This is a genomic window from Bacillus sp. ISL-77, assembly GCF_018613105.1.
Map to the genome: position 1 here is coordinate 1 of NZ_JAGGQY010000083.1, position 17,036 is coordinate 17,036.

A 17,036-nucleotide genomic window follows, 5' to 3' on the forward strand; every position below is an offset into this window, starting at 1 on the left:
AAGAAGCCGATCATCTTCGTCACACACAAGAAAATAAAAGCATATACGCAAGACGTAAAGAAACGATTGAACGGGTCTTTGCGGATGCTAAGGAAAAGCATGGTATGCGTTGGACAACCTTAAGAGGCTTAAAAAAATTGTCCATGCAAGCGATGCTTACTTTTGCTGCCATGAACTTGAAAAAGATGGCCAGCTGGACGTGGAAAGGTCCAGAATTGGCGTAATAATAGTCAAAGGATAGGTCTAAATTTTGCTCTTACGAGCAAAAATCCAATAAAAAGGCATCGAATGGGCTCATTCGAATGCCTTTTGTCTACAATCTGAAAGGAGCAATCATAAAAATGATTGTTCCTTTTTCTATCATCAAAAAAGTGAAAGAAATTACATTAATCTTTTCTAAGAAAGAAAATAAGTTGAATTAATACTAATAAAAGAAAAGGTTTTTTCTTTGTTTTACCGCGGAATCATTTATTTTTAACATTTCTTACTCTTGCAAATGAGTATGAGCATATGGAATGATTATTTTGTTATTTTTACTTCAACAAGAGTATCATTAACAATGTTATCAATTGAAAAATAAAGGATGATTAGTATGGAAGAGCTCATTTCTTCTGCAAAAGATTATAAAGATGAATTGTATAAACAACTATCAAGAATCGGAAAATGTTTATCGAGTGACAAACGACTAGAGATATTAAATTTGCTAGCTCAGGGTCCAAAAACTGTCGAAAAGTTGACGCAAGATACAGGTATGAATGTGGCAAATGTTTCTCGTCATCTTCAGGTTCTGAATGATTCAAGATTAGTTAAATTTACTAAAAAGGGAACGTATGCTGTTTATTCATTAGCTGATCCATCAGTTGTGGAGTTTTTATTTTCCTTATGGCATATTGCTGAAAATCAACTTTCAGATATCACTCGGATTAAAGAAGATTTCTTAGGTGGTTTTGAAGGTTTAAATACACTTACGATGGATCAAGTGTACGAAAAGTTAAATAGAGGAGATGTTGTCCTCCTAGACTTGCGTCCAACAGAGGAATATAACGCTGGGCATATAGAAGGTGCGGTCTCTATTCCAATGGAAAACTTGGATTCATATCTTCAAGAATTACCGAGAGATAAAGAAGTTGTAGCTTATTGTAGAGGGCAGTTCTGTGCTTTTTCAGCTATTGCCGCGCAAAAAATGAAAGAGCAAGGGTTTATGGCTTACCGTATGGCAGAAAGTATTCATGAATGGCAGAAGTATCTGGAACAAAAATATTAAAATATATTTCATGTCTATAATTTATGAACTTTCATATGCTTTCAATTTGTATGATTTAAAGTAAGAACTTCCTTTAGTAGAGCTTAAGGCAGTTTCTGAAGGCTTACAATCGGTAATAACCTTGGAGCTCTATTTAAACAATACTGTGCGGTATAAAAGCTTATTAAGAAGAGGAAAAACTACACAAGGAGGAAGGAAAATGAACAAGCCTGTAGTTATTGTTGGTGCTGGTTTAAGTGGTCTTCGTGCCGCATCTTTGCTTACTGAACAAGGCATCAAATGTAGGGTTCTAGAGGCTAGAGATAGAATCGGAGGTAGAGTGTTAAGCGCTCCAAGTCCAACCAGACCTGACTTGGGTAAATTTGACCTCGGTCCGACATGGTTCTGGTCACAGCACGAAAGGACTATTGCTAATCTTGTCAAGGAACTGAATTTAGGAACTTTTGACCAGTACACCAAAGGAGCAATGCTTTCAGAACGATACCAAAACGAACCACCAGAACGTTATGTACTACCGGAAAATTCTGATGCAAGGTCGGTGCGATTCATAGGAGGTGTGCAATCCCTTATTGATGCTGTAGCAAATAATCTTCCGCCGGGCACAGTCGAGCTAAAAACGCGAGTAACAGCAATTCGACTAGATAATACCGGTGCTATCACACTTGAAGCAGAACTTGCTAATGGAAAGAGGGAAATAGTTTCTGCAAGTGCTGTTATCCTAACATTGCCGCCTCGAATTGTGGCACGTCATATTGAATTTTATCCTTCTCTTCCTACAGAACTTATAACTGACCTTATAAACAAACCGACGTGGATGGCAGGGCAGGCTAAGGCAGTTGCCATCTATGAACGTCCTTTTTGGAGAGAATCAGGTCTCTCTGGCTTCGCATCGAGCTGGGTTGGACCTCTACAAGAAATCCATGATGCTTCTCCTGATACAGGCTCTGGTGCATTATTTGGTTTCTTCGGAATGCCAGCGAAAATGCGCCAAGAACTGGGTGAAGATAAAATTTTGGAATTGGTTATCGACCAATTGGTTAGGCTCTTTGGACCCTCTGCCAAAAATGATGTTAGTTCTATACTTTACAAAGATTGGTCCACAGATTTAGAAACGGCTGTTGAGGAAGACTTCAATCCTCTAAGGGACTTTCCTATATATGGCAAACCTCCACAAAGAGGAATATGGGAAAAGAAAATTATTTTTGCTGGTACAGAGACTAACTCGCAATTTGGGGGACACCTTGAAGGCGCACTTCAGTCAGCTGAACAGGCAGTTTTTGAAATCATTAATTTAAATAACAAGCCTTTATGACATGATATTTTCAATGAGTATCGTATGTGAAAGCTAACAGAATTTTTAAATTCTGAACTATAGGGGGTAGTTTATGTTGAGAATGATGAAAGCTATACAAATTCCTTCTAAGGGAGAAAAGATGCAATTAGTAAAGACCCCTGTGCCCCAACCGAGAGAAGGACAAGCGCTGATCCGTGTAGAGGCTTGCGGAGTATGTAATGGAGACTCCATGGCTATTAAAGGGGCATCTCCGGAGTATCCCCGCATTCCTGGTCATGAAGTGATTGGCATAGTTGAAGAAATTGGCACAGGTTCGACGAAGTGGAAAATCGGTGAACGTGTCGGCATTGGGTGGCATGGAGGGAACAACCAAGTAACCGGTCTGACAATGGACGGTGGTTACGCTGAATACATGGTAGCTTATGAGGATAGTTTGTCAAGCATTCCAAATGAATTATCTGCATTGGAAGCAGCACCACTTATGTGTGCTGGTGAAACAACGTTTAGTGCATTAAGAAACAGCAAAGCTCGACCTGGGGATCTTGTTGCCATTCAGGGCATTGGTGGACTTGGACATTTAGCCGTTCAGTACGCAAAAAAAGCTGGATTTCGCACTGTTGCGATTTCACGGGGTAGCGATAAAGAAGATTTGGTACGTCAACTTGGAGCACACCACTACATTGATTCAGAAAAAGAAGAACCAGCTCAAGCATTACAGGCACTAGGCGGAGCAAAAGTAATCCTCGCTACTGCTCCAAACGCCAAAGCTATTTCTTCTCTGATCAATGGGCTTGGTTCAGACAGTGAACTAATTATCGTAGCAGGTTCTGGTGAGCAGTTGGAATTGTCAGCAATGGACTTTTTAAAAGGACCCAATACGGTTAGGGGTTCGTTTACTGGACAAGCAGAAGAAATCCAACAAACCATTAACTTCAGTGTACTCACGGATGTACGACCATTAATTGAAACCTTTCCTTTAGAACGTGCAAGCGAAGCATACGATAAAATGATGGCAGCATCCACGCGATTCCGTGCTGTTTTAAGTATTTCTACTACAAATTTCTCCACTACTAGATTGTGAAATATTGTACTTAAAGTAACGGGTGCGATACTTCAAGTAGAAGGTCGCCTTTTTTCATTTTCCACAAGAAGATTGTGATATGTTGTACTTAAACTATAGGGGCAGGTTAATTTAAGAAAATAGATTCCCAAGGGATTTATTGGCTCTGTGGGTTATGAAGGTTGACAATTTCTAAATCTCATAAAAATTCTATGCCCATCTTGGCTTACTGTATAACTTGAAGAACCCTATGGTGCTTCATCCCAATAAAAAAAGCATCCGATTATTCGGATGCATACTTAATTATTCCTTGTAAATAAACTGAGTATTCTCTCTGTACATATTCTCTTAATTTAATTCTTTTTTCTGTTTCTAATACTCTAACCAATTCTTGAATCTTTTTTTCATTTTCTTTTGTAGTAGGAATCTCTAATGAAAACAAATTACCTCGACTACTATTTAGTAATTTTTTTAATAACTCAACTTTATTCATTGGATAATCCCCTTTATCTACTATATTCGACAAAAAGGCGACTTTTTCCTTGGAACATCTTATATTGTTTCAAGTTTTACCTACTTTCCACTAAAAATCTGATTACAGGTACTATGACAGGAATGGGGTAGCTCTTTTTTTATTAGCTTTTTTTATAACTACCTTCTACCAATCTAATCATATCACGCCCTGATATCATTTCTGTTTCATGATAACCTTCTTCATCACGTAAACTCAAGTACCAGCTGCTATCCTTATCTTCATTTAACCTATATAACTTATTGGTAAAAACATTTGTATAAAAATCTCCATTTCTTAGCCTCATACTATCCCCCTCACTAATGTATATAAACTGTATTATGCCCAAGATACTGACCTGGAGCCATTAGACATATACAGTAAAAAAATGGATATACAGGGAAAAGGAGTGAAAATCAGGCGGTAGGGACAGAGCATGGATAGTTGTGTAAAGTAAGAAGTGCTGGCAACGAAACTTTTCCTTATTCAGCTAACGGGTGCTTTACTTTAACAGGGTAAAGCCTTTTTCTTATTCAAGTAACAGGCAGAATAGTTGAAGTAAAAGGACAGTTTCGGCAGTCCTTTTTTGATTACCGTTATAAGTTAAAGGTCCGATTTGTTGGAATTAAATTATTTTCCAATGGTAATCCTAAGCGAAAATGCGGGAGGAGATTAGTTATGACCACGGATAAAGAATTAAATCCAATGAATGTGATGAAACCACAAAATTTAAGTATACATACATCAGGTGAAACCCAACCTTTAACGACTTTTGAATTGGGTAAGCTTTGGGCTACCTATATGGGAAACAGTATGTCAATTCAAATCTTAGGTTATTTTCATCAACATTGCGATGATGAAGATATTAGGTTGCTATTGGAAAATGGTTTAGCCTTATCAAAGGATTTCACGCAGTGGATAGAAGGATTTTTAAAAAAAGAAAATTTCCCTATACCTAAAGGATCTACTAAAGATGATGTAAATCTTGGTGCCCCCCGTTTATACGAAGATGAATTTTACGCTCATTATTTAAAATATGCTGCTAAGGCAGGTATGAGCCTTTACGCAGTAGCAGTTCCATTGATAATGCGGGAGGATATAAGAGAGTTCTTTATTTATTGTAATCAATGTACTACAGTCCTTTTAGGGCAAATTAATAATGTTTTAATGGAAAAAAAACTCATTGCAAAACCTCCGATCATTCAAACTCCAAAAGGAATTGATAAAATTGATAAACAAAGTTACATAAATGGTTTTCTTAAAGATGTCCGACCATTACAGGCATTAGAAATCATTCATCTTTGGGATAACATTGAGAATAACACAACAAGTAAGGCATTATTATTGGGGTTCTATCAGATAGTTAAGGATGAAAAGATAAAGGCTTTGTTTAAAAGAGGTTTGAACATGACTGAAAAAGCTGTAAAGCAGTATAAGGAAAAACTTCATATTGAACAAATTCAATCACCTTCGTACCTGGATCATTTGGTTACAACATCTACATATCCTCCTTTTTCCGATAAAATAATGCTGTTGCATAAAGTGGACATGTTCGCAATGAAGATAAGGGCGTTCGGAAATTCACTGGCGGTAACTGCAAGAAGAGATATAGATATGTTATATATAAGAACACTTGTAAACATTGGCTTATTTGTTGACGACGGCATAAATATCTTAATTGATAAAGGTTGGTTTGAATCACCACCAAAAGCGTTTGACAGGGGTTAAGATACATTGGAACAGCTTGAACAACTTATTTGAAAGCTAGTCGAAAAAAAGAATTCAGAAAAGGAATAGAACAATTTGGCGAACAGTAAAGAAGCGTTGTTATGGAGTATTGCACTCCCAGGATTCGGACAATTTATAAATGGTAAACCTATAAAAGGTATTGTGTTTGTGTTTTTAGAATTTCTAATTAATGTTCAAGGTAATTTTAACACTATAATTATTTCAAGTTTTCAGGGGGACATAAAAAAAGCGATTGAACAAGCTGAATATCAATGGTTAATGTTTTACCCATGTTTATATTTTTTTGCAATGTGGGATGCGTTTAAAGATGCAGGTGGTGGAAAAGAAAAGTATTCTTATCTTCCGTTTGTTTTTTCAGCTTATTTTGTAACAGTTGGTTGTATCTATTCATCAAATTTAACGATTTTTGGGGTATTAGTTGGACCTGTTTGGCTTCCAATATTATTTGTGATACCTGGATTAGTTGTCGGGTTAATTTTAAAAAAATTGGTTAGGAACGAATGATTTCTAATCACCAGGGGGGCGGTCGCCCACCTTATTTGCTTCTAAAAAGTGGTTAACTGGGTGCATTAGTGGTTAGTAAGATGTTTAAGGATAAATTTAGCTGAAAATAAGTTCCGTTCTTCAACAAATAATTGGGAAAAAATAATTTTGTGAATTATTACACTTAAAGTAACGGGTGCTTGAGTTTAACAAAGAGTCGTAGCTGCGGCTATTTTTCTTGTTCCAATAACGGGGCAGGTTTGTTAAAGAACAAATGTATTGTAATTAAAATACATTGCTTAAACTGATTTTTTACGTCTTAAACTCAAGTCACCACGGGCAAAATATTACTTCATTTTCGTAATAGGCACTTTAAATAGTAGAAGAAAACATTAGTAAGATACTAGCATTATGGCGGGATAAAGGATGGAGAGTAATACATATTCAACATATGTCCGATAACCCACATTCTGTATTTTATCCAAAAAACGAAGGATTTGTTATAAAAGAAATGGTTAAACCCCTTGAAGATGAATTAGTTATAACAAAAAAAGTAAATAGTAGTTTTATTGGTACAAACTTAGAAGAGTTTCTTAAATTAAATAATATAGCAAATGTAGTAATAACAGGCCTGACTACGCCTCATTGTGTATCTACGACTACAAGAATGAGTGGGAATTTAGGTTTTAATACATACCTTATTTCAGATGCAACAGCAGCATTTGGAATGAAAGACCAAAATGGAAACTATTATGATGCCGAACTTATACATAATACCTCCCTAGCTACTTTAAATGACGAGTTCGCTACTATACTTACAACAAAAGAATTAATAAATCAAATAAGATAAAGTTTTTGGAACTAATGAGAGCTATACTTAAAAATCTTTGAGCTACTTAGGTGGCTCTTTTTTCTTTTTGAACTAAAGAAGCAGGTTAATGCAAAAGAAACTTGTTGTATTAACTATTTTCGAAATATAAAATTAATTATAAAATGAAGAATTGATTTATTGTGAAAGGGTGTTAGCCGATGATATTAGTTAGTTCCTGTTTAGCAGGGTTAGAGGTAAAGTATAACGGTACAAGTAGTTTAAATAATACAATACGCAAATTAGTAGAAGAAAATAAAGCTATCACCATATGTCCTGAATTACTTGGTGGATTTGTAACTCCCAGAGAACCTGCTGAGATAATAGGTGGAGACGGGGGAGATGTACTCGATGGAAAGGCTAAAGTAATTGAAAAATCAGGAAAAGATGTTACGGAACTTTACATAAAAGGTGCTTATGCTACTTTGGAACAGGCTAAAGAAATAAATGCAACAATAGTTGTGCTAAAGGAGAATAGCCCATCCTGTGGTAGTTCTATGATTTATAATGGAGAATTCATTGGTAAGAAAATTGTGGGAACTGGAGTTACATCTGCTTTACTAAAAAGAAATGGATTACAAGTAATTTCAGAAGAACAATTTACTAAAAATCTATATTAGTTCTTCAATAAACGAATGCGTATTCAAGATAAGGTAGCAAAATTGTGAAGTATTGCACGACTTGATATTCGTTTTATTATGTACCTCATCTGACCAATACTCATTTTATGCGGGTGCCGTTCAGTTACAAAAATAGCTGGGTCTTTATCCTGACGAAAATCTAAGTATCGTTTCAGCCAAATTTCACAACGTATATTAAAATAGACCTCCCTTTCTTTATCCCCCTTTCCCAGGAAAATGGCAGAGCGATTTGACCAATTGATAAAATTCTTTTCGAGAGAAACTATTTCACCAATTCTACAACCTGTGGAAAACATAAATTCAAGTAATGCCTTTTCCATTGGAGTAAAACACGCTTCCCTTAAATGCTCAATTTCCCTCTCTGTTAAGAATTTTGGGATTCGTTTCCCTTGTTTAGGTTCTTTAATTTTAGCAGCTGGATTTTTTGTTATATGCCCTTCTTCGTGTGACCAACGAAATATCGATTTAATGAATCGAATTCGATGAGCTAAACTTGATGGCTTTAAATGTTCACTGGATTTTGCTAGGTATCTTCGATACTTTAATAGTGGTATCGCACCTTTTTATTATTTAAATAAAAGTAAAACTGTTGTTTATAATTATTTAAACCAAGCTTTATTCAAAAGAATAATTCCTTCAGTTATTTGATGTTCTGTTAATCCACCAAATCCTAGTTGGATCAGAGGATTATTAATATGCCGTAAATCATTAAAATATTTCGATGTTGGATAAACCTTTACTTTATTTCTTAGTGCAGTTTGTACAAGCTCTTTCTCAGTCATTTTGTTGTTTACTTGTAATAAAATATGCAACCCTGAATGACTGCCAACTATATTAACTTTGTCATCCATTATATCTATAATGCTTGAAATAAGCGTTGAATGTTTTTTTTGATAAATTTTTCTCGTTTTCCGTATATGTCTATCCCAATGTCCTTCTTCAAAAAATAACTGCATAGTTATTTGATGAATTTTTGATACAGTTTGCTCATAGGAGGCAAAGTTTCGTTTGAAAACTGACAACAAATATTTTGGTAAAACCATATAACTCATTCGTAAAGCTGGTATTAAAGCTTTAGAAAAAGTACCTAAATAAATAACCCTTCCATTTGGGTCTAATCCTTGTAAAGAAGGAATTGGCTTTCCAATGTATCTAAACTCTCCGTCATAATCATCTTCAATTATGAATCCGTTACGTTGCTCTGCCCACTGTATTAATTCCATTCTTTTCGAATAAGGCATTATCATTCCACAAGGAAATTGATGAGAAGGCGTAACGTATACCACATTTGCATCACTACTTTTTAAGTTCTCCATATTAATTCCTGTTTCATCCAACAAGATGGGGCGTAAGTTAAAACCTAAGTTTTTAAAAACCATTCTCGCACCATCATATGAAGGCTCTTCAAATGCAATGGATTGATTATTTACACCGATTATTTGGCAAAAAGTTGTTAGCAATTGCTGGATCCCAGATCCAACAAGGATCTGGCTTAGAGAACAATTTACACCTCTGGATTGATAGAGGTATTGTGCTATTTCTCTCCTAAGTGCTAGCTCACCTTGAGGGTCTCCGTACAAAAAATTACTTTTGTTCTCAGGAAATAACACCTGGTTAGAAAGTTTTCTCCAAGTTGTATAAGGAAAATGTTCTAAATCAATTCTTCCCTGTCGGAAATCATATTCAAATGTTTCTTTGTTCTCATTTAAAACTTCATCAAATAATTTTCGCTTTGCTTTTTTGATTGGAATTATGTCCGTGTCATTTTCCACCACATATAAGCCACTTCTTGCTCTACTTTCTACATATCCTTCAGCAATTAATTGTTGATAAGCTAATTCTATCGTGTTTTTACTTACATTTAAATACGATGAAAGTTGACGGATTGATGGTAAACGAGTTCCAGCATCTAGAATCCCTTTTTGAATTTCTTCTTTTATGTATTGGTAAAGTTGCATATACAAGGGCTCATGACTTGGGAAACGGCAAAAGATAATTTTGTAGCCCAATCCCTTTATAATAAAATGGGTGGAGAACTATCTGAATGGTTATTTTATGAAATTAGATAGGTGCCAACATTTATTTTTTATTAAGCTAACGGGGGCGATTGTCCAATAGGGGCAGTCGCTTCTTGTGCTAACGAGCAGGTTAGTTGAACAATGAGTTGCACGTTTGAAACAAATGAGGACAAAAAAACCGTTCAGTTGTCTGAACGGAAAAAGTCGAATTAGGAGTGTTAGTAAATGAATTTAAATTCCTGTTTTAACGCCCAAACTTACTAAAATTAAGCCAGTTGATTTTTGGAATACTTTCTGGAATTTGGAGTTATTCAACCATTTTTTTGCGTAATCAATTACATAAACAAGGGTAAGAAACCACAATACAGCGAGTAAAGAAAGGATTGATGCTAACACAATCAATTGCTGATTTACATTTCCGTTCAAATCGATAAATTGAGGCATGACAGTTATATAAACCAAAACAGTCTTTGGATTAAGAACATTACTAAGTAACGCTTGCATAAAAGACTCTTTATTATGCCGACTTGAAGAATTGGTAGGTGCATTCGCTTGTGCTTGAATTTCCTTTAAAGAAAAAACACTTTTAGCAAAAAAACTTTTTATACCCAAATAAATTAAGTAAGCAGCTCCCAAATATTTGATTGTACTGAAAAGAATTACAGACTTTGCAATGACAACAGATAATCCAAGAATAGCAATAAGCGTCCAAAAAGAAAGTCCCGTTGCCATTCCGAGAACCGTATAACGTCCAGCTTTTGTACCATAGCTGAGTGTGTTTTTCACCAATAGCATAGTATCTGCTCCTGGAATAACAACCATCATTGCAGCAATTGAAATGTATGTTAGTAAGCTATCCATGTTGTTTCTCCCTTCATTTGCTAATAGTGACTACCAAAGTAACTACTTACCACGAGTATATCAGAAGCCTTTGGAAATAATCAACTGATTTTGATAAAATATTAGTTACTAAGGTAGCGACTGATATTATATTGGAGGGTTTATGAAAGAAACCATTTTCGAAACATTAAAGAATCTAAATTTTACCGAATATGAAGCGAAAGCGTATCTTACCTTATTGGAAGAATCGCCATTAACTGGATATGCAGTAGCGAAAAATTCTGGTGTACCACGTTCAAGAATTTATGAAGTTCTAGATAGTCTCGCCATACGAGGAGATATTCTGGTTAGTCCTGGAAACACGCCACAGTATACTCCTGTTCCTGCCAAGGAGCTAATTAAAAACCGCCGAAGGAAAGCAGAAGAGAATTTGGAATTGGCAGAAAAATCACTAGCGGAGTTCGAACGTTCTGCAAATGACCGTGAAAATATCTGGAATATCACGGGACGCAATGAAATACTCGATAAGGTAAAAGCTTGTATATCATCTGCTACAAAAAGAATTCTCTTAGAGGTTTGGAAAGAGGAATTCGAAGAGTTGGATTCTGAACTAAGACAGGCAGCAAAAAGAGGGGTCAACGTAACGATTATTGCTTATGGGGAAATCGTCTCCGATTTTGCTAATGTTTACCTTCATTATATGGGTCATGAAATTACAGAAGAGTATGGTGGACGATGGATTGTTATTAGTGGAGATGATTCAGAAGTAGTAGCAGGTATTGTTTCGCTGGGCGAAGATAGCCGTGCAGCATGGACCATGCATGTAGGTTTAGTCATGCCAATTACAGAAGTCATGATTCATGATTTGTATCTCATGGAAATTATGGAGAAACATAGAGAACTTCTAGAGGAAAGTTTTGGGAAAAACCTCGTGAATTTACGCCATAAATTTTCTATTTACCCAGATTTTAAAAAACATTATGTAAAATAAATTTGTACAATTAACTGTTTTATACAGCATAAGAAGAACAGTATTTCTTCATAGCAAATAAGCTGTTCTTCTTCAACTGATATGAACGAAACTGTCAACCCACCACACATAAATGTTTTTAAATGGTGTTTTATTCAGTAATGAATAGAGTTATTCCTTGTTCAACTTACAAACCAAATATCCTAAGTACAAATTACTGAAAAACTTCAGTTATTTAAATATGAAAAAATATTATAGTTATATTTCAGTTTTTCGCCACTTTAAGAGAATCGCGTTAGCTTTGAAGTTGCAACTTTGTTGATTTTTCAAAGCAAGATTGTGAAGAATTGTGCTTAAAGTAACGGGTGCAAGAGTTGAACTGTGGAGTTGTTGTGGCAGCTCATTTTCTTATTGAACTAAAGGACAGTTTACTTGAATAAGGATAGTTGTAATTGACTCGGGAAAAATACACCTAGTTATAATTTAGGGTGATGAAAAATGAACAAAAGTTTTTCTTTTTAATACTTATTTTCAGTTTCATAATTTGCGGAACAACTAATCTAACTGTATTTGCCAAAATTCAAAAGGAGGAAAGCCTCCAAAAAGCGTTTGATTAGTAGAAGGGATTATCAGGACCTCACAAGGGAAATAGTGAACCCAATGTTTCTCAGCTATTTGTTAATTTAAAAGTCAATCACATCTATAGGCAGTGAAATTCCTTAGAGTTTTCATTGCCATTTTCTTTGTAATATTTTATTAATAATCGCACTTGTTAAAGAGCCTAATACAGCACTTCCTGCAATATCAGATGGATAATGATGTCCTACCCAAATTCGTGACAATCCTGTTAAAAAAGAAAACCCCAACATAATAGATCCAAGGATGCGTTCATTAAAGAGGACTATTGTTGAAACGGCGAAAGTTAGTAGTGTATGTTTACTTGGAAAGGACGAATCGAATTTTGAAGGGATAAGTATACCTACTCTCCCTTCTATAAATGGACGGGGCTTAAAATAAAATAACTTAATTATAAAATGCATGAATAACGAAATCATGATAGACACTACTGCTTCAATAGTTACATTCTTTTTTTTAAAAAGCAAAATCACTAAAATAATAAAGAAAACAAATTTCATCTTTTTGGAAATAAGTATCATTAATTTATCTATTACTAAATGACGTCCGGAAAGCAAATTTATTAAACGAAATAGTTTAACATCCAAGCTTATTCACCTTTGTTTGATGGAATATTTTGGATAAATCGATAAATAACTTGATTCAATTCACTTGCTGCTTTTGTTGGGACCTGATGTTTAATGCCTTTAACAAAGGTTAGTTCATTTTGAGGTAGTTTCGTATGTAGTTGTTGTGCATAACGATAAAATGTTTTATCTTTTCCGCCATAAATGAGGGAAATTGGCATAGTAATGTTTTCTAGTTGATCGGAAATGTTATAGTTCAAACTGTAATCATAGTATTGCAAGATGTTTCTAGCATCACCTTTTTTAGCTTCTAGTAACATCTTGTCGAACAACTCTTTTGTATTTGAATTGCTATGGGATATTGAACGAGCTAAAGCAGGCAATGCCCCAATCTTTGCAAGGTTTTTAGCAATGCGTATTCTGTTTTTTAGACGCCAGTCACTTACCTCAGACATTCCACTAATAATGATTCCACCTAAAGCACGCCCTTTTGAAGTTGATAAAAAAAACGCCAATAGGATAGATGCCCCTGTTGAATATCCGCATAAAAAGGCTTGCTTAATATTCAGATGGTCCATTAGTTTTTTTATATCCTCAACGATTAGTGGATAGGTAACAGGTTTTCTTGAAAAAGGACTCCTTCCATGTCCTCGTATATCAAAGGTGATAACCTGAAAATAACGAGATAGTTCTTCTAACTGGTATATGAAATTTATAGAAGTAAGAACAGGTGGATGAATAAATATGATTGGAATCCCTTTACCTTTAACAGTGTAGTAAAGGGTACTCTCATCAACTTCGAGGATTGGCATTATATCACCTCAAATTAATAATACCTTGATTTGGTTTCATTTATTATTTGGTTAATTTTGTTGAATCATACAAAAAAAGCTAGGTCTTCCCAGCTTTTTTACAACTCAAATTCCTGGCAGCCTTTTCTTATTGAACTAAAGGGAGCAGTATAGTTGAATAAAGGTATAAAAAGAATGCAATAGTTTTCATTTTACTTAAAAACTGTAGTTTTAAAAACTAAGCATTCTTATTATATAAACAATGGCATGAATGTAGCCTTTTTTTCATATTATATTTTGGAGGTGGAAAAATGCCAAGAGTTAGTTACCGAAGTTCAGACGTTGACTTAATGGCAAGGATGATGAGAGCAGAAGCCGAAGGTGAAGGAAAACAGGGAATGTTATATGTTGGAAATGTAATTGTGAATCGTGTTGTAGCAAATTGTACAGACTTTAAAGGTTTAAGAACAATTAACCAAGTTATTTTTCAAGTACAAGGAGGAAATTTTTCCTTTGAAGCAGTTCAAAAAGGGAATGTATTTTATCAAAGATCAAGAACTTCTGAAAGAAGATTAGCAAAACAGAATTTGGATTATTGGAGAGACCACCCAGCGAAATTTGCTCTTTGGTATTTTAATCCACATGCTCCATGCCCTCCAACATGGTACGGTCAACCTCAATCTGGTCAATTTAAAGAACATTGTTTTTATGAACCAAAACCTGGAACATGTGATAGTGTTTATAGCGGTTAAGCTTACTCTTTGAGTAAGCTTTTTTACATATTTAGAATATTTACACAGAATAAAATAAAACTTTTAGTTATAGTTTTTATCCAAGAATGCAAGATTCTGAAATATTGTACTTAAGCTAACGGGTGCTAGAGTTCAAGGTCTGCTTAATATACAACGCAGGTCTTTTTTTACGAAAGGTAAAGTGAAATATCGTTTGAAAGACCCCTTATTGTTCTTCTATATTATATTTCTTCATCAGTTTCTTGGCTTTTTCGATTCCTTTTTCTGTTAGATACACTGATTTTGATTGCTTGCTGCCACGAATGTAATCATTCTCTGTTAATTCATATAGTGACTCAAAAGGATAACCTTTCCAACTTCTCTGAGCATCACCTAATCCATAATCTTCTTTAAAAGATGTTAAATGCAATAATAATAACGTTAATTCATCAATCTGATCTTTCATTTTATGCATTCCTTTACTTTTTACCAACATTATAACTAAAACAATGTTCTATTTTCAATGGTAGAAAATAAGGCTTAATGCAAAGGATATTATTTTGTTAGAACAAAGTTTGGTTTATCTTGTTCAATTAATGGGTGCTTGAATTAAAGTCGGAATGTAATATTTTGATATTCTTTTTTCTTTATCGTTACAGACGGAGTAGTTTACTTGAATAATAAAGTTAGGAGAAAATGATAAATGGTAGATGAGGATGGTTATTTATGAAAAATCATATTAAAGTAAATGGAAAGCTTCTTCAAACAAACAAACGTTATTCACTATTAAAAAATAGTCAAAAGGAATGGATCGCAACAGAACTTTGTAATCTCTACTTCGATAAGATGAAAGAAAGACGCACAACAAGGAAACTACCCCCTAAATACCGCGATACAGTTATTTCGTCTCTTTATGAAGAGATTCAGAATAAAGAGATATGGATTCCTTATGACGAAGTAGAAAAGTATGCATTCAGTAAAATCACAAAGATAGTAAAATCCTTTAAGAAGCAATTCCCTGAGTTGTGTGAGGAAATAGAAGCTGAGTACGCTAATGAAATAGAATGAATTTTTTAAAGGTGGCCTTTACCGATATAGGTCCGTTAAGCTTCACTGTATTTAAGTGTTAATTCTTTTCTTATTAAACTACCATGAAAATAGACTTCTTTAACTCAGTGAAAAAAGGCAGTACTAAAGAGGACGCAGCTCATTCATTTTTTAAAAAGGGGAGAGCGCCAGATTCATTGATCTATGGTTTAGAAAGTGACTGGATTAAGAGGCTTTAGGTTCTTCTAACGTAACTGTGTATCCTAAACTTTCGAGTCGTCTCAGTGAATGCCGAACGATAGATTGTTGTCTCTGCTTTTCAAAGTAGTCTTCGCCTAAGTCTACATACATTTCTTTTCGGGTTAAGAGATAATAAGAGATACGTAACATTGCGTGAGCGACTACAATACCAGCACGTTTCTTACCCTTTCGGGATGCTGTACGTCTATATAGTGCTCCGAGATAGTTTTTGGATCCTCTTACTGAATGAGCTACTTCAGTTAACGCCGATCTTAAATACTTATTTCCTTTTTTAGTTTTGGCTGATTTTCTTTTTCCAGCGCTTTCATTTTGCCCAGGAACTAATCCTGCCCAAGAACCTTTCAATGACTACATCCATTGAAAACATCCTTTCTACGGCGATCATTATAATTAGAGGCTGGTGCAACAACCAGAATAGGATTAATCTACCATGTGTGCTTCCCGTAAGGGAGCGACAGTCAGTGGTGCACCGTGGTCGGTGGAGTCAGACTAACGGATGGGCTCTAACGCACCATAGTTCAGCGACCTTCCTCTCCAGCCGTAGAATGATTTTGTGCTGCATGGATGGCTAACGGGTGCTTTAATTTAACAACGAAAGGCTGTTCCAACAGCCTTTTTCTTATTCCACTAACGTGGCAGTTTAGTTCAAGAAGAAGTGGGCTTAATATATGAAGAATATCTAATAAGGGAGGCGATGAAAATGATAGACAAAGGAAAAGGAAAGATTAACCAGATTATTTATAATAACACTGTTTACTATAACGGAAAATATAGTTATTATCCGACCATTACGGACTTAAATGGCATATTAGATGAGATTATTAGTTCTGATTCAACTACCGAATACATTAGGATTACACCATTTTATATAAATGAAGAAGTAGATATGCAAATTGAATTCGAGGAATTTATGTTTTATATAGAATATAGAGATTGGTTTGATGAAAAGATTCAAGAGATGCACATCTTAGATTGTCTTAACCCCATTGATACCCCAAGAACACTTAGTAATTTAAAATTAGGGGCAATTTTATATCCTCTATGTAAGAATAACGATGTAGATTCTTATCAAAAAGCACTTAAAAAATATAAAGAATCTTTAAGGGAAACCCTGCCCAAAATGATGGAAATTGCAAAATCAGAAATGGAATTAAAAGATGAACATTTGCCTTTTGGATATTTCTGCTTTGAAATTCATAGTGAGTAATACGTTGTTAAACTGAACAGGTGCTAGAGTTTAACGCTGAGTTGCTACGGCAGCTCTTTTTCTTGTTCCACTAACGTGGCAGTTTAGTTGTGTGAAATG

The 17,036-nt window shown here is 34.9% G+C and carries 20 protein-coding genes and 2 pseudogenes; 13 read left to right on the forward strand and 9 right to left on the reverse strand.

The genetic code is table 11. From position 1 onward, the window contains the following. The 4 genes from J7E77_RS27515 to J7E77_RS27530 form a co-directional block, all read left to right on the forward strand. Nucleotides 1-224 (forward strand): transposase (locus tag J7E77_RS27515; protein WP_214718443.1); only part of this gene is annotated, 224 nt, incomplete at its 5' end. Nucleotides 225-592: 368 nt separating this feature from the next. Further along, the gene (locus J7E77_RS27520; RefSeq protein ID WP_214718444.1) at nt 593-1,264 is read left to right on the forward strand and encodes an ArsR/SmtB family transcription factor; all 672 of its coding nucleotides are present in this window, start codon (nt 593-595) and stop codon (nt 1,262-1,264) included. 199 nt (nt 1,265-1,463) lie between these two features. Then, the gene (locus tag J7E77_RS27525) at nt 1,464-2,576 is read left to right on the forward strand and encodes a flavin monoamine oxidase family protein (RefSeq protein ID WP_214718445.1); all 1,113 of its coding nucleotides are present in this window, start codon (nt 1,464-1,466) and stop codon (nt 2,574-2,576) included. A 76-nt stretch (nt 2,577-2,652) separates the two neighbouring features. Continuing rightward, the gene (locus tag J7E77_RS27530) at nt 2,653-3,639 is read left to right on the forward strand and encodes a zinc-binding dehydrogenase (RefSeq protein ID WP_214718479.1); all 987 of its coding nucleotides are present in this window, start codon (nt 2,653-2,655) and stop codon (nt 3,637-3,639) included. Between the two features lie 262 nt (nt 3,640-3,901). Here the strand turns inward: J7E77_RS27530 and J7E77_RS27535 are convergent, their stop codons facing one another. Beyond that, nucleotides 3,902-4,111, reverse strand: a complete 210-nt coding sequence (locus J7E77_RS27535) for a hypothetical protein (RefSeq protein WP_214718446.1) — start codon at nt 4,109-4,111, stop codon at nt 3,902-3,904. 142 nt (nt 4,112-4,253) lie between these two features. Then, nucleotides 4,254-4,436: a hypothetical protein gene (locus J7E77_RS27540; protein WP_214718448.1), complete on the reverse strand. Its 183-nt coding sequence runs from the start codon at nt 4,434-4,436 to the stop codon at nt 4,254-4,256. A 371-nt stretch (nt 4,437-4,807) separates the two neighbouring features. Here J7E77_RS27540 and J7E77_RS27545 point away from each other — a divergent pair, with 371 nt between their 5' ends. The 4 genes and pseudogenes from J7E77_RS27545 to J7E77_RS27560 all read left to right on the forward strand — a co-directional run bounded on the left by J7E77_RS27545 (nt 4,808) and on the right by J7E77_RS27560 (nt 7,849). Next, nucleotides 4,808-5,857 (forward strand): DUF3231 family protein, encoded by a 1,050-nt coding sequence (locus tag J7E77_RS27545; RefSeq protein WP_251028216.1) that lies wholly within the window; start codon nt 4,808-4,810, stop codon nt 5,855-5,857. A gap of 75 nt (nt 5,858-5,932) precedes the next feature. Next, complete coding sequence (locus tag J7E77_RS27550; protein WP_214718450.1) at nt 5,933-6,382, forward strand: hypothetical protein; 450 nt, start codon at nt 5,933-5,935, stop codon at nt 6,380-6,382. 361 nt (nt 6,383-6,743) lie between these two features. Next, nucleotides 6,744-7,211: pseudogene (locus tag J7E77_RS27555) on the forward strand (isochorismatase family protein); the annotation flags it as partial. 179 nt (nt 7,212-7,390) lie between these two features. After that, nucleotides 7,391-7,849 carry a 2-thiouracil desulfurase family protein gene (locus J7E77_RS27560; RefSeq protein WP_214718452.1) on the forward strand — a complete coding sequence of 153 codons (459 nt, stop codon included), beginning with the start codon at nt 7,391-7,393 and terminating at the stop codon, nt 7,847-7,849. Nucleotides 7,850-7,872: 23 nt separating this feature from the next. On the opposite strand, the gene J7E77_RS27565 is transcribed toward J7E77_RS27560, so the two are convergent. After that, nucleotides 7,873-8,424, reverse strand: coding sequence for a tyrosine-type recombinase/integrase (locus J7E77_RS27565; protein ID WP_308160811.1), 552 nt, complete (start codon nt 8,422-8,424; stop codon nt 7,873-7,875). A gap of 45 nt (nt 8,425-8,469) precedes the next feature. Next, nucleotides 8,470-9,828 (reverse strand): MocR-like pyridoxine biosynthesis transcription factor PdxR, encoded by a 1,359-nt coding sequence (gene pdxR, locus J7E77_RS27570; RefSeq protein ID WP_214718454.1) that lies wholly within the window; start codon nt 9,826-9,828, stop codon nt 8,470-8,472. A 12-nt stretch (nt 9,829-9,840) separates the two neighbouring features. On the opposite strand from pdxR, the pseudogene J7E77_RS30955 reads away from it, so the two are divergent. Continuing rightward, nucleotides 9,841-9,939, forward strand: a pseudogene (locus J7E77_RS30955) (GNAT family N-acetyltransferase); the annotation flags it as partial. Nucleotides 9,940-10,119: 180 nt separating this feature from the next. On the opposite strand, the gene J7E77_RS27575 reads toward J7E77_RS30955, so the two are convergent. Then, on the reverse strand, nt 10,120-10,749 hold the full coding sequence (locus J7E77_RS27575; protein WP_214718456.1) for a homoserine/threonine efflux transporter: 630 nt from the start codon (nt 10,747-10,749) through the stop codon (nt 10,120-10,122). 142 nt (nt 10,750-10,891) lie between these two features. On the opposite strand from J7E77_RS27575, the gene J7E77_RS27580 reads away from it, so the two are divergent. Then, a complete protein-coding gene (locus J7E77_RS27580; RefSeq protein WP_214718458.1) occupies nt 10,892-11,719 on the forward strand; it encodes a TrmB family transcriptional regulator in 828 nt (275 codons plus the stop codon). A 707-nt stretch (nt 11,720-12,426) separates the two neighbouring features. Here J7E77_RS27580 and J7E77_RS27585 read toward each other — a convergent pair. Then, nucleotides 12,427-12,921 (reverse strand): undecaprenyl-diphosphatase, encoded by a 495-nt coding sequence (locus J7E77_RS27585; RefSeq protein WP_214718467.1) that lies wholly within the window; start codon nt 12,919-12,921, stop codon nt 12,427-12,429. 2 nt (nt 12,922-12,923) lie between these two features. Beyond that, the gene (locus J7E77_RS27590) at nt 12,924-13,712 is read right to left on the reverse strand and encodes an alpha/beta fold hydrolase (protein ID WP_214718469.1); all 789 of its coding nucleotides are present in this window, start codon (nt 13,710-13,712) and stop codon (nt 12,924-12,926) included. Between the two features lie 290 nt (nt 13,713-14,002). On the opposite strand from J7E77_RS27590, the gene J7E77_RS27595 reads away from it, so the two are divergent. Next, complete coding sequence (locus J7E77_RS27595; protein WP_214718471.1) at nt 14,003-14,443, forward strand: cell wall hydrolase; 441 nt, start codon at nt 14,003-14,005, stop codon at nt 14,441-14,443. Between the two features lie 205 nt (nt 14,444-14,648). Here J7E77_RS27595 and J7E77_RS27600 read toward each other — a convergent pair whose 3' ends face one another. Then, nucleotides 14,649-14,888, reverse strand: a complete 240-nt coding sequence (locus J7E77_RS27600; protein ID WP_214718473.1) for a DUF6429 family protein — start codon at nt 14,886-14,888, stop codon at nt 14,649-14,651. 260 nt (nt 14,889-15,148) lie between these two features. Here J7E77_RS27600 and J7E77_RS27605 point away from each other — a divergent pair, with 260 nt between their 5' ends. Further along, nucleotides 15,149-15,490 (forward strand): hypothetical protein, encoded by a 342-nt coding sequence (locus J7E77_RS27605; protein WP_214718475.1) that lies wholly within the window; start codon nt 15,149-15,151, stop codon nt 15,488-15,490. A 204-nt stretch (nt 15,491-15,694) separates the two neighbouring features. Here the strand turns inward: J7E77_RS27605 and J7E77_RS27610 are convergent, their stop codons facing one another. Beyond that, nucleotides 15,695-16,075 carry a transposase gene (locus J7E77_RS27610; RefSeq protein WP_251028217.1) on the reverse strand — a complete coding sequence of 127 codons (381 nt, stop codon included), beginning with the start codon at nt 16,073-16,075 and terminating at the stop codon, nt 15,695-15,697. Nucleotides 16,076-16,430: 355 nt separating this feature from the next. Between J7E77_RS27610 and J7E77_RS27615 the strand changes: the two genes are divergently transcribed. After that, on the forward strand, nt 16,431-16,937 hold the full coding sequence (locus tag J7E77_RS27615) for a hypothetical protein (protein ID WP_214718477.1): 507 nt from the start codon (nt 16,431-16,433) through the stop codon (nt 16,935-16,937). Nucleotides 16,938-17,036: the final 99 nt, after the last annotated feature.

Coding starts and splice junctions, on each gene's coding strand:
- J7E77_RS27545 (WP_251028216.1), top strand. CDS start 4,808: ATGACCACGGATAAAGAATTAAATCCAATGAATGTGATGAAACCACAA.
- J7E77_RS27590 (WP_214718469.1), bottom strand. CDS start 13,712: ATGCCAATCCTCGAAGTTGATGAGAGTACCCTTTACTACACTGTTAAA.
- J7E77_RS27525 (WP_214718445.1), top strand. CDS start 1,464: ATGAACAAGCCTGTAGTTATTGTTGGTGCTGGTTTAAGTGGTCTTCGT.
- J7E77_RS27540 (WP_214718448.1), bottom strand. CDS start 4,436: ATGAGGCTAAGAAATGGAGATTTTTATACAAATGTTTTTACCAATAAG.
- J7E77_RS27560 (WP_214718452.1), top strand. CDS start 7,391: ATGATATTAGTTAGTTCCTGTTTAGCAGGGTTAGAGGTAAAGTATAAC.
- pdxR (WP_214718454.1), bottom strand. CDS start 9,828: ATGCAACTTTACCAATACATAAAAGAAGAAATTCAAAAAGGGATTCTA.
- J7E77_RS27595 (WP_214718471.1), top strand. CDS start 14,003: ATGCCAAGAGTTAGTTACCGAAGTTCAGACGTTGACTTAATGGCAAGG.
- J7E77_RS27575 (WP_214718456.1), bottom strand. CDS start 10,749: ATGGATAGCTTACTAACATACATTTCAATTGCTGCAATGATGGTTGTT.
- J7E77_RS27520 (WP_214718444.1), top strand. CDS start 593: ATGGAAGAGCTCATTTCTTCTGCAAAAGATTATAAAGATGAATTGTAT.
- J7E77_RS27580 (WP_214718458.1), top strand. CDS start 10,892: ATGAAAGAAACCATTTTCGAAACATTAAAGAATCTAAATTTTACCGAA.
- J7E77_RS27535 (WP_214718446.1), bottom strand. CDS start 4,111: ATGAATAAAGTTGAGTTATTAAAAAAATTACTAAATAGTAGTCGAGGT.
- J7E77_RS27600 (WP_214718473.1), bottom strand. CDS start 14,888: ATGAAAGATCAGATTGATGAATTAACGTTATTATTATTGCATTTAACA.
- J7E77_RS27605 (WP_214718475.1), top strand. CDS start 15,149: ATGAAAAATCATATTAAAGTAAATGGAAAGCTTCTTCAAACAAACAAA.
- J7E77_RS27615 (WP_214718477.1), top strand. CDS start 16,431: ATGATAGACAAAGGAAAAGGAAAGATTAACCAGATTATTTATAATAAC.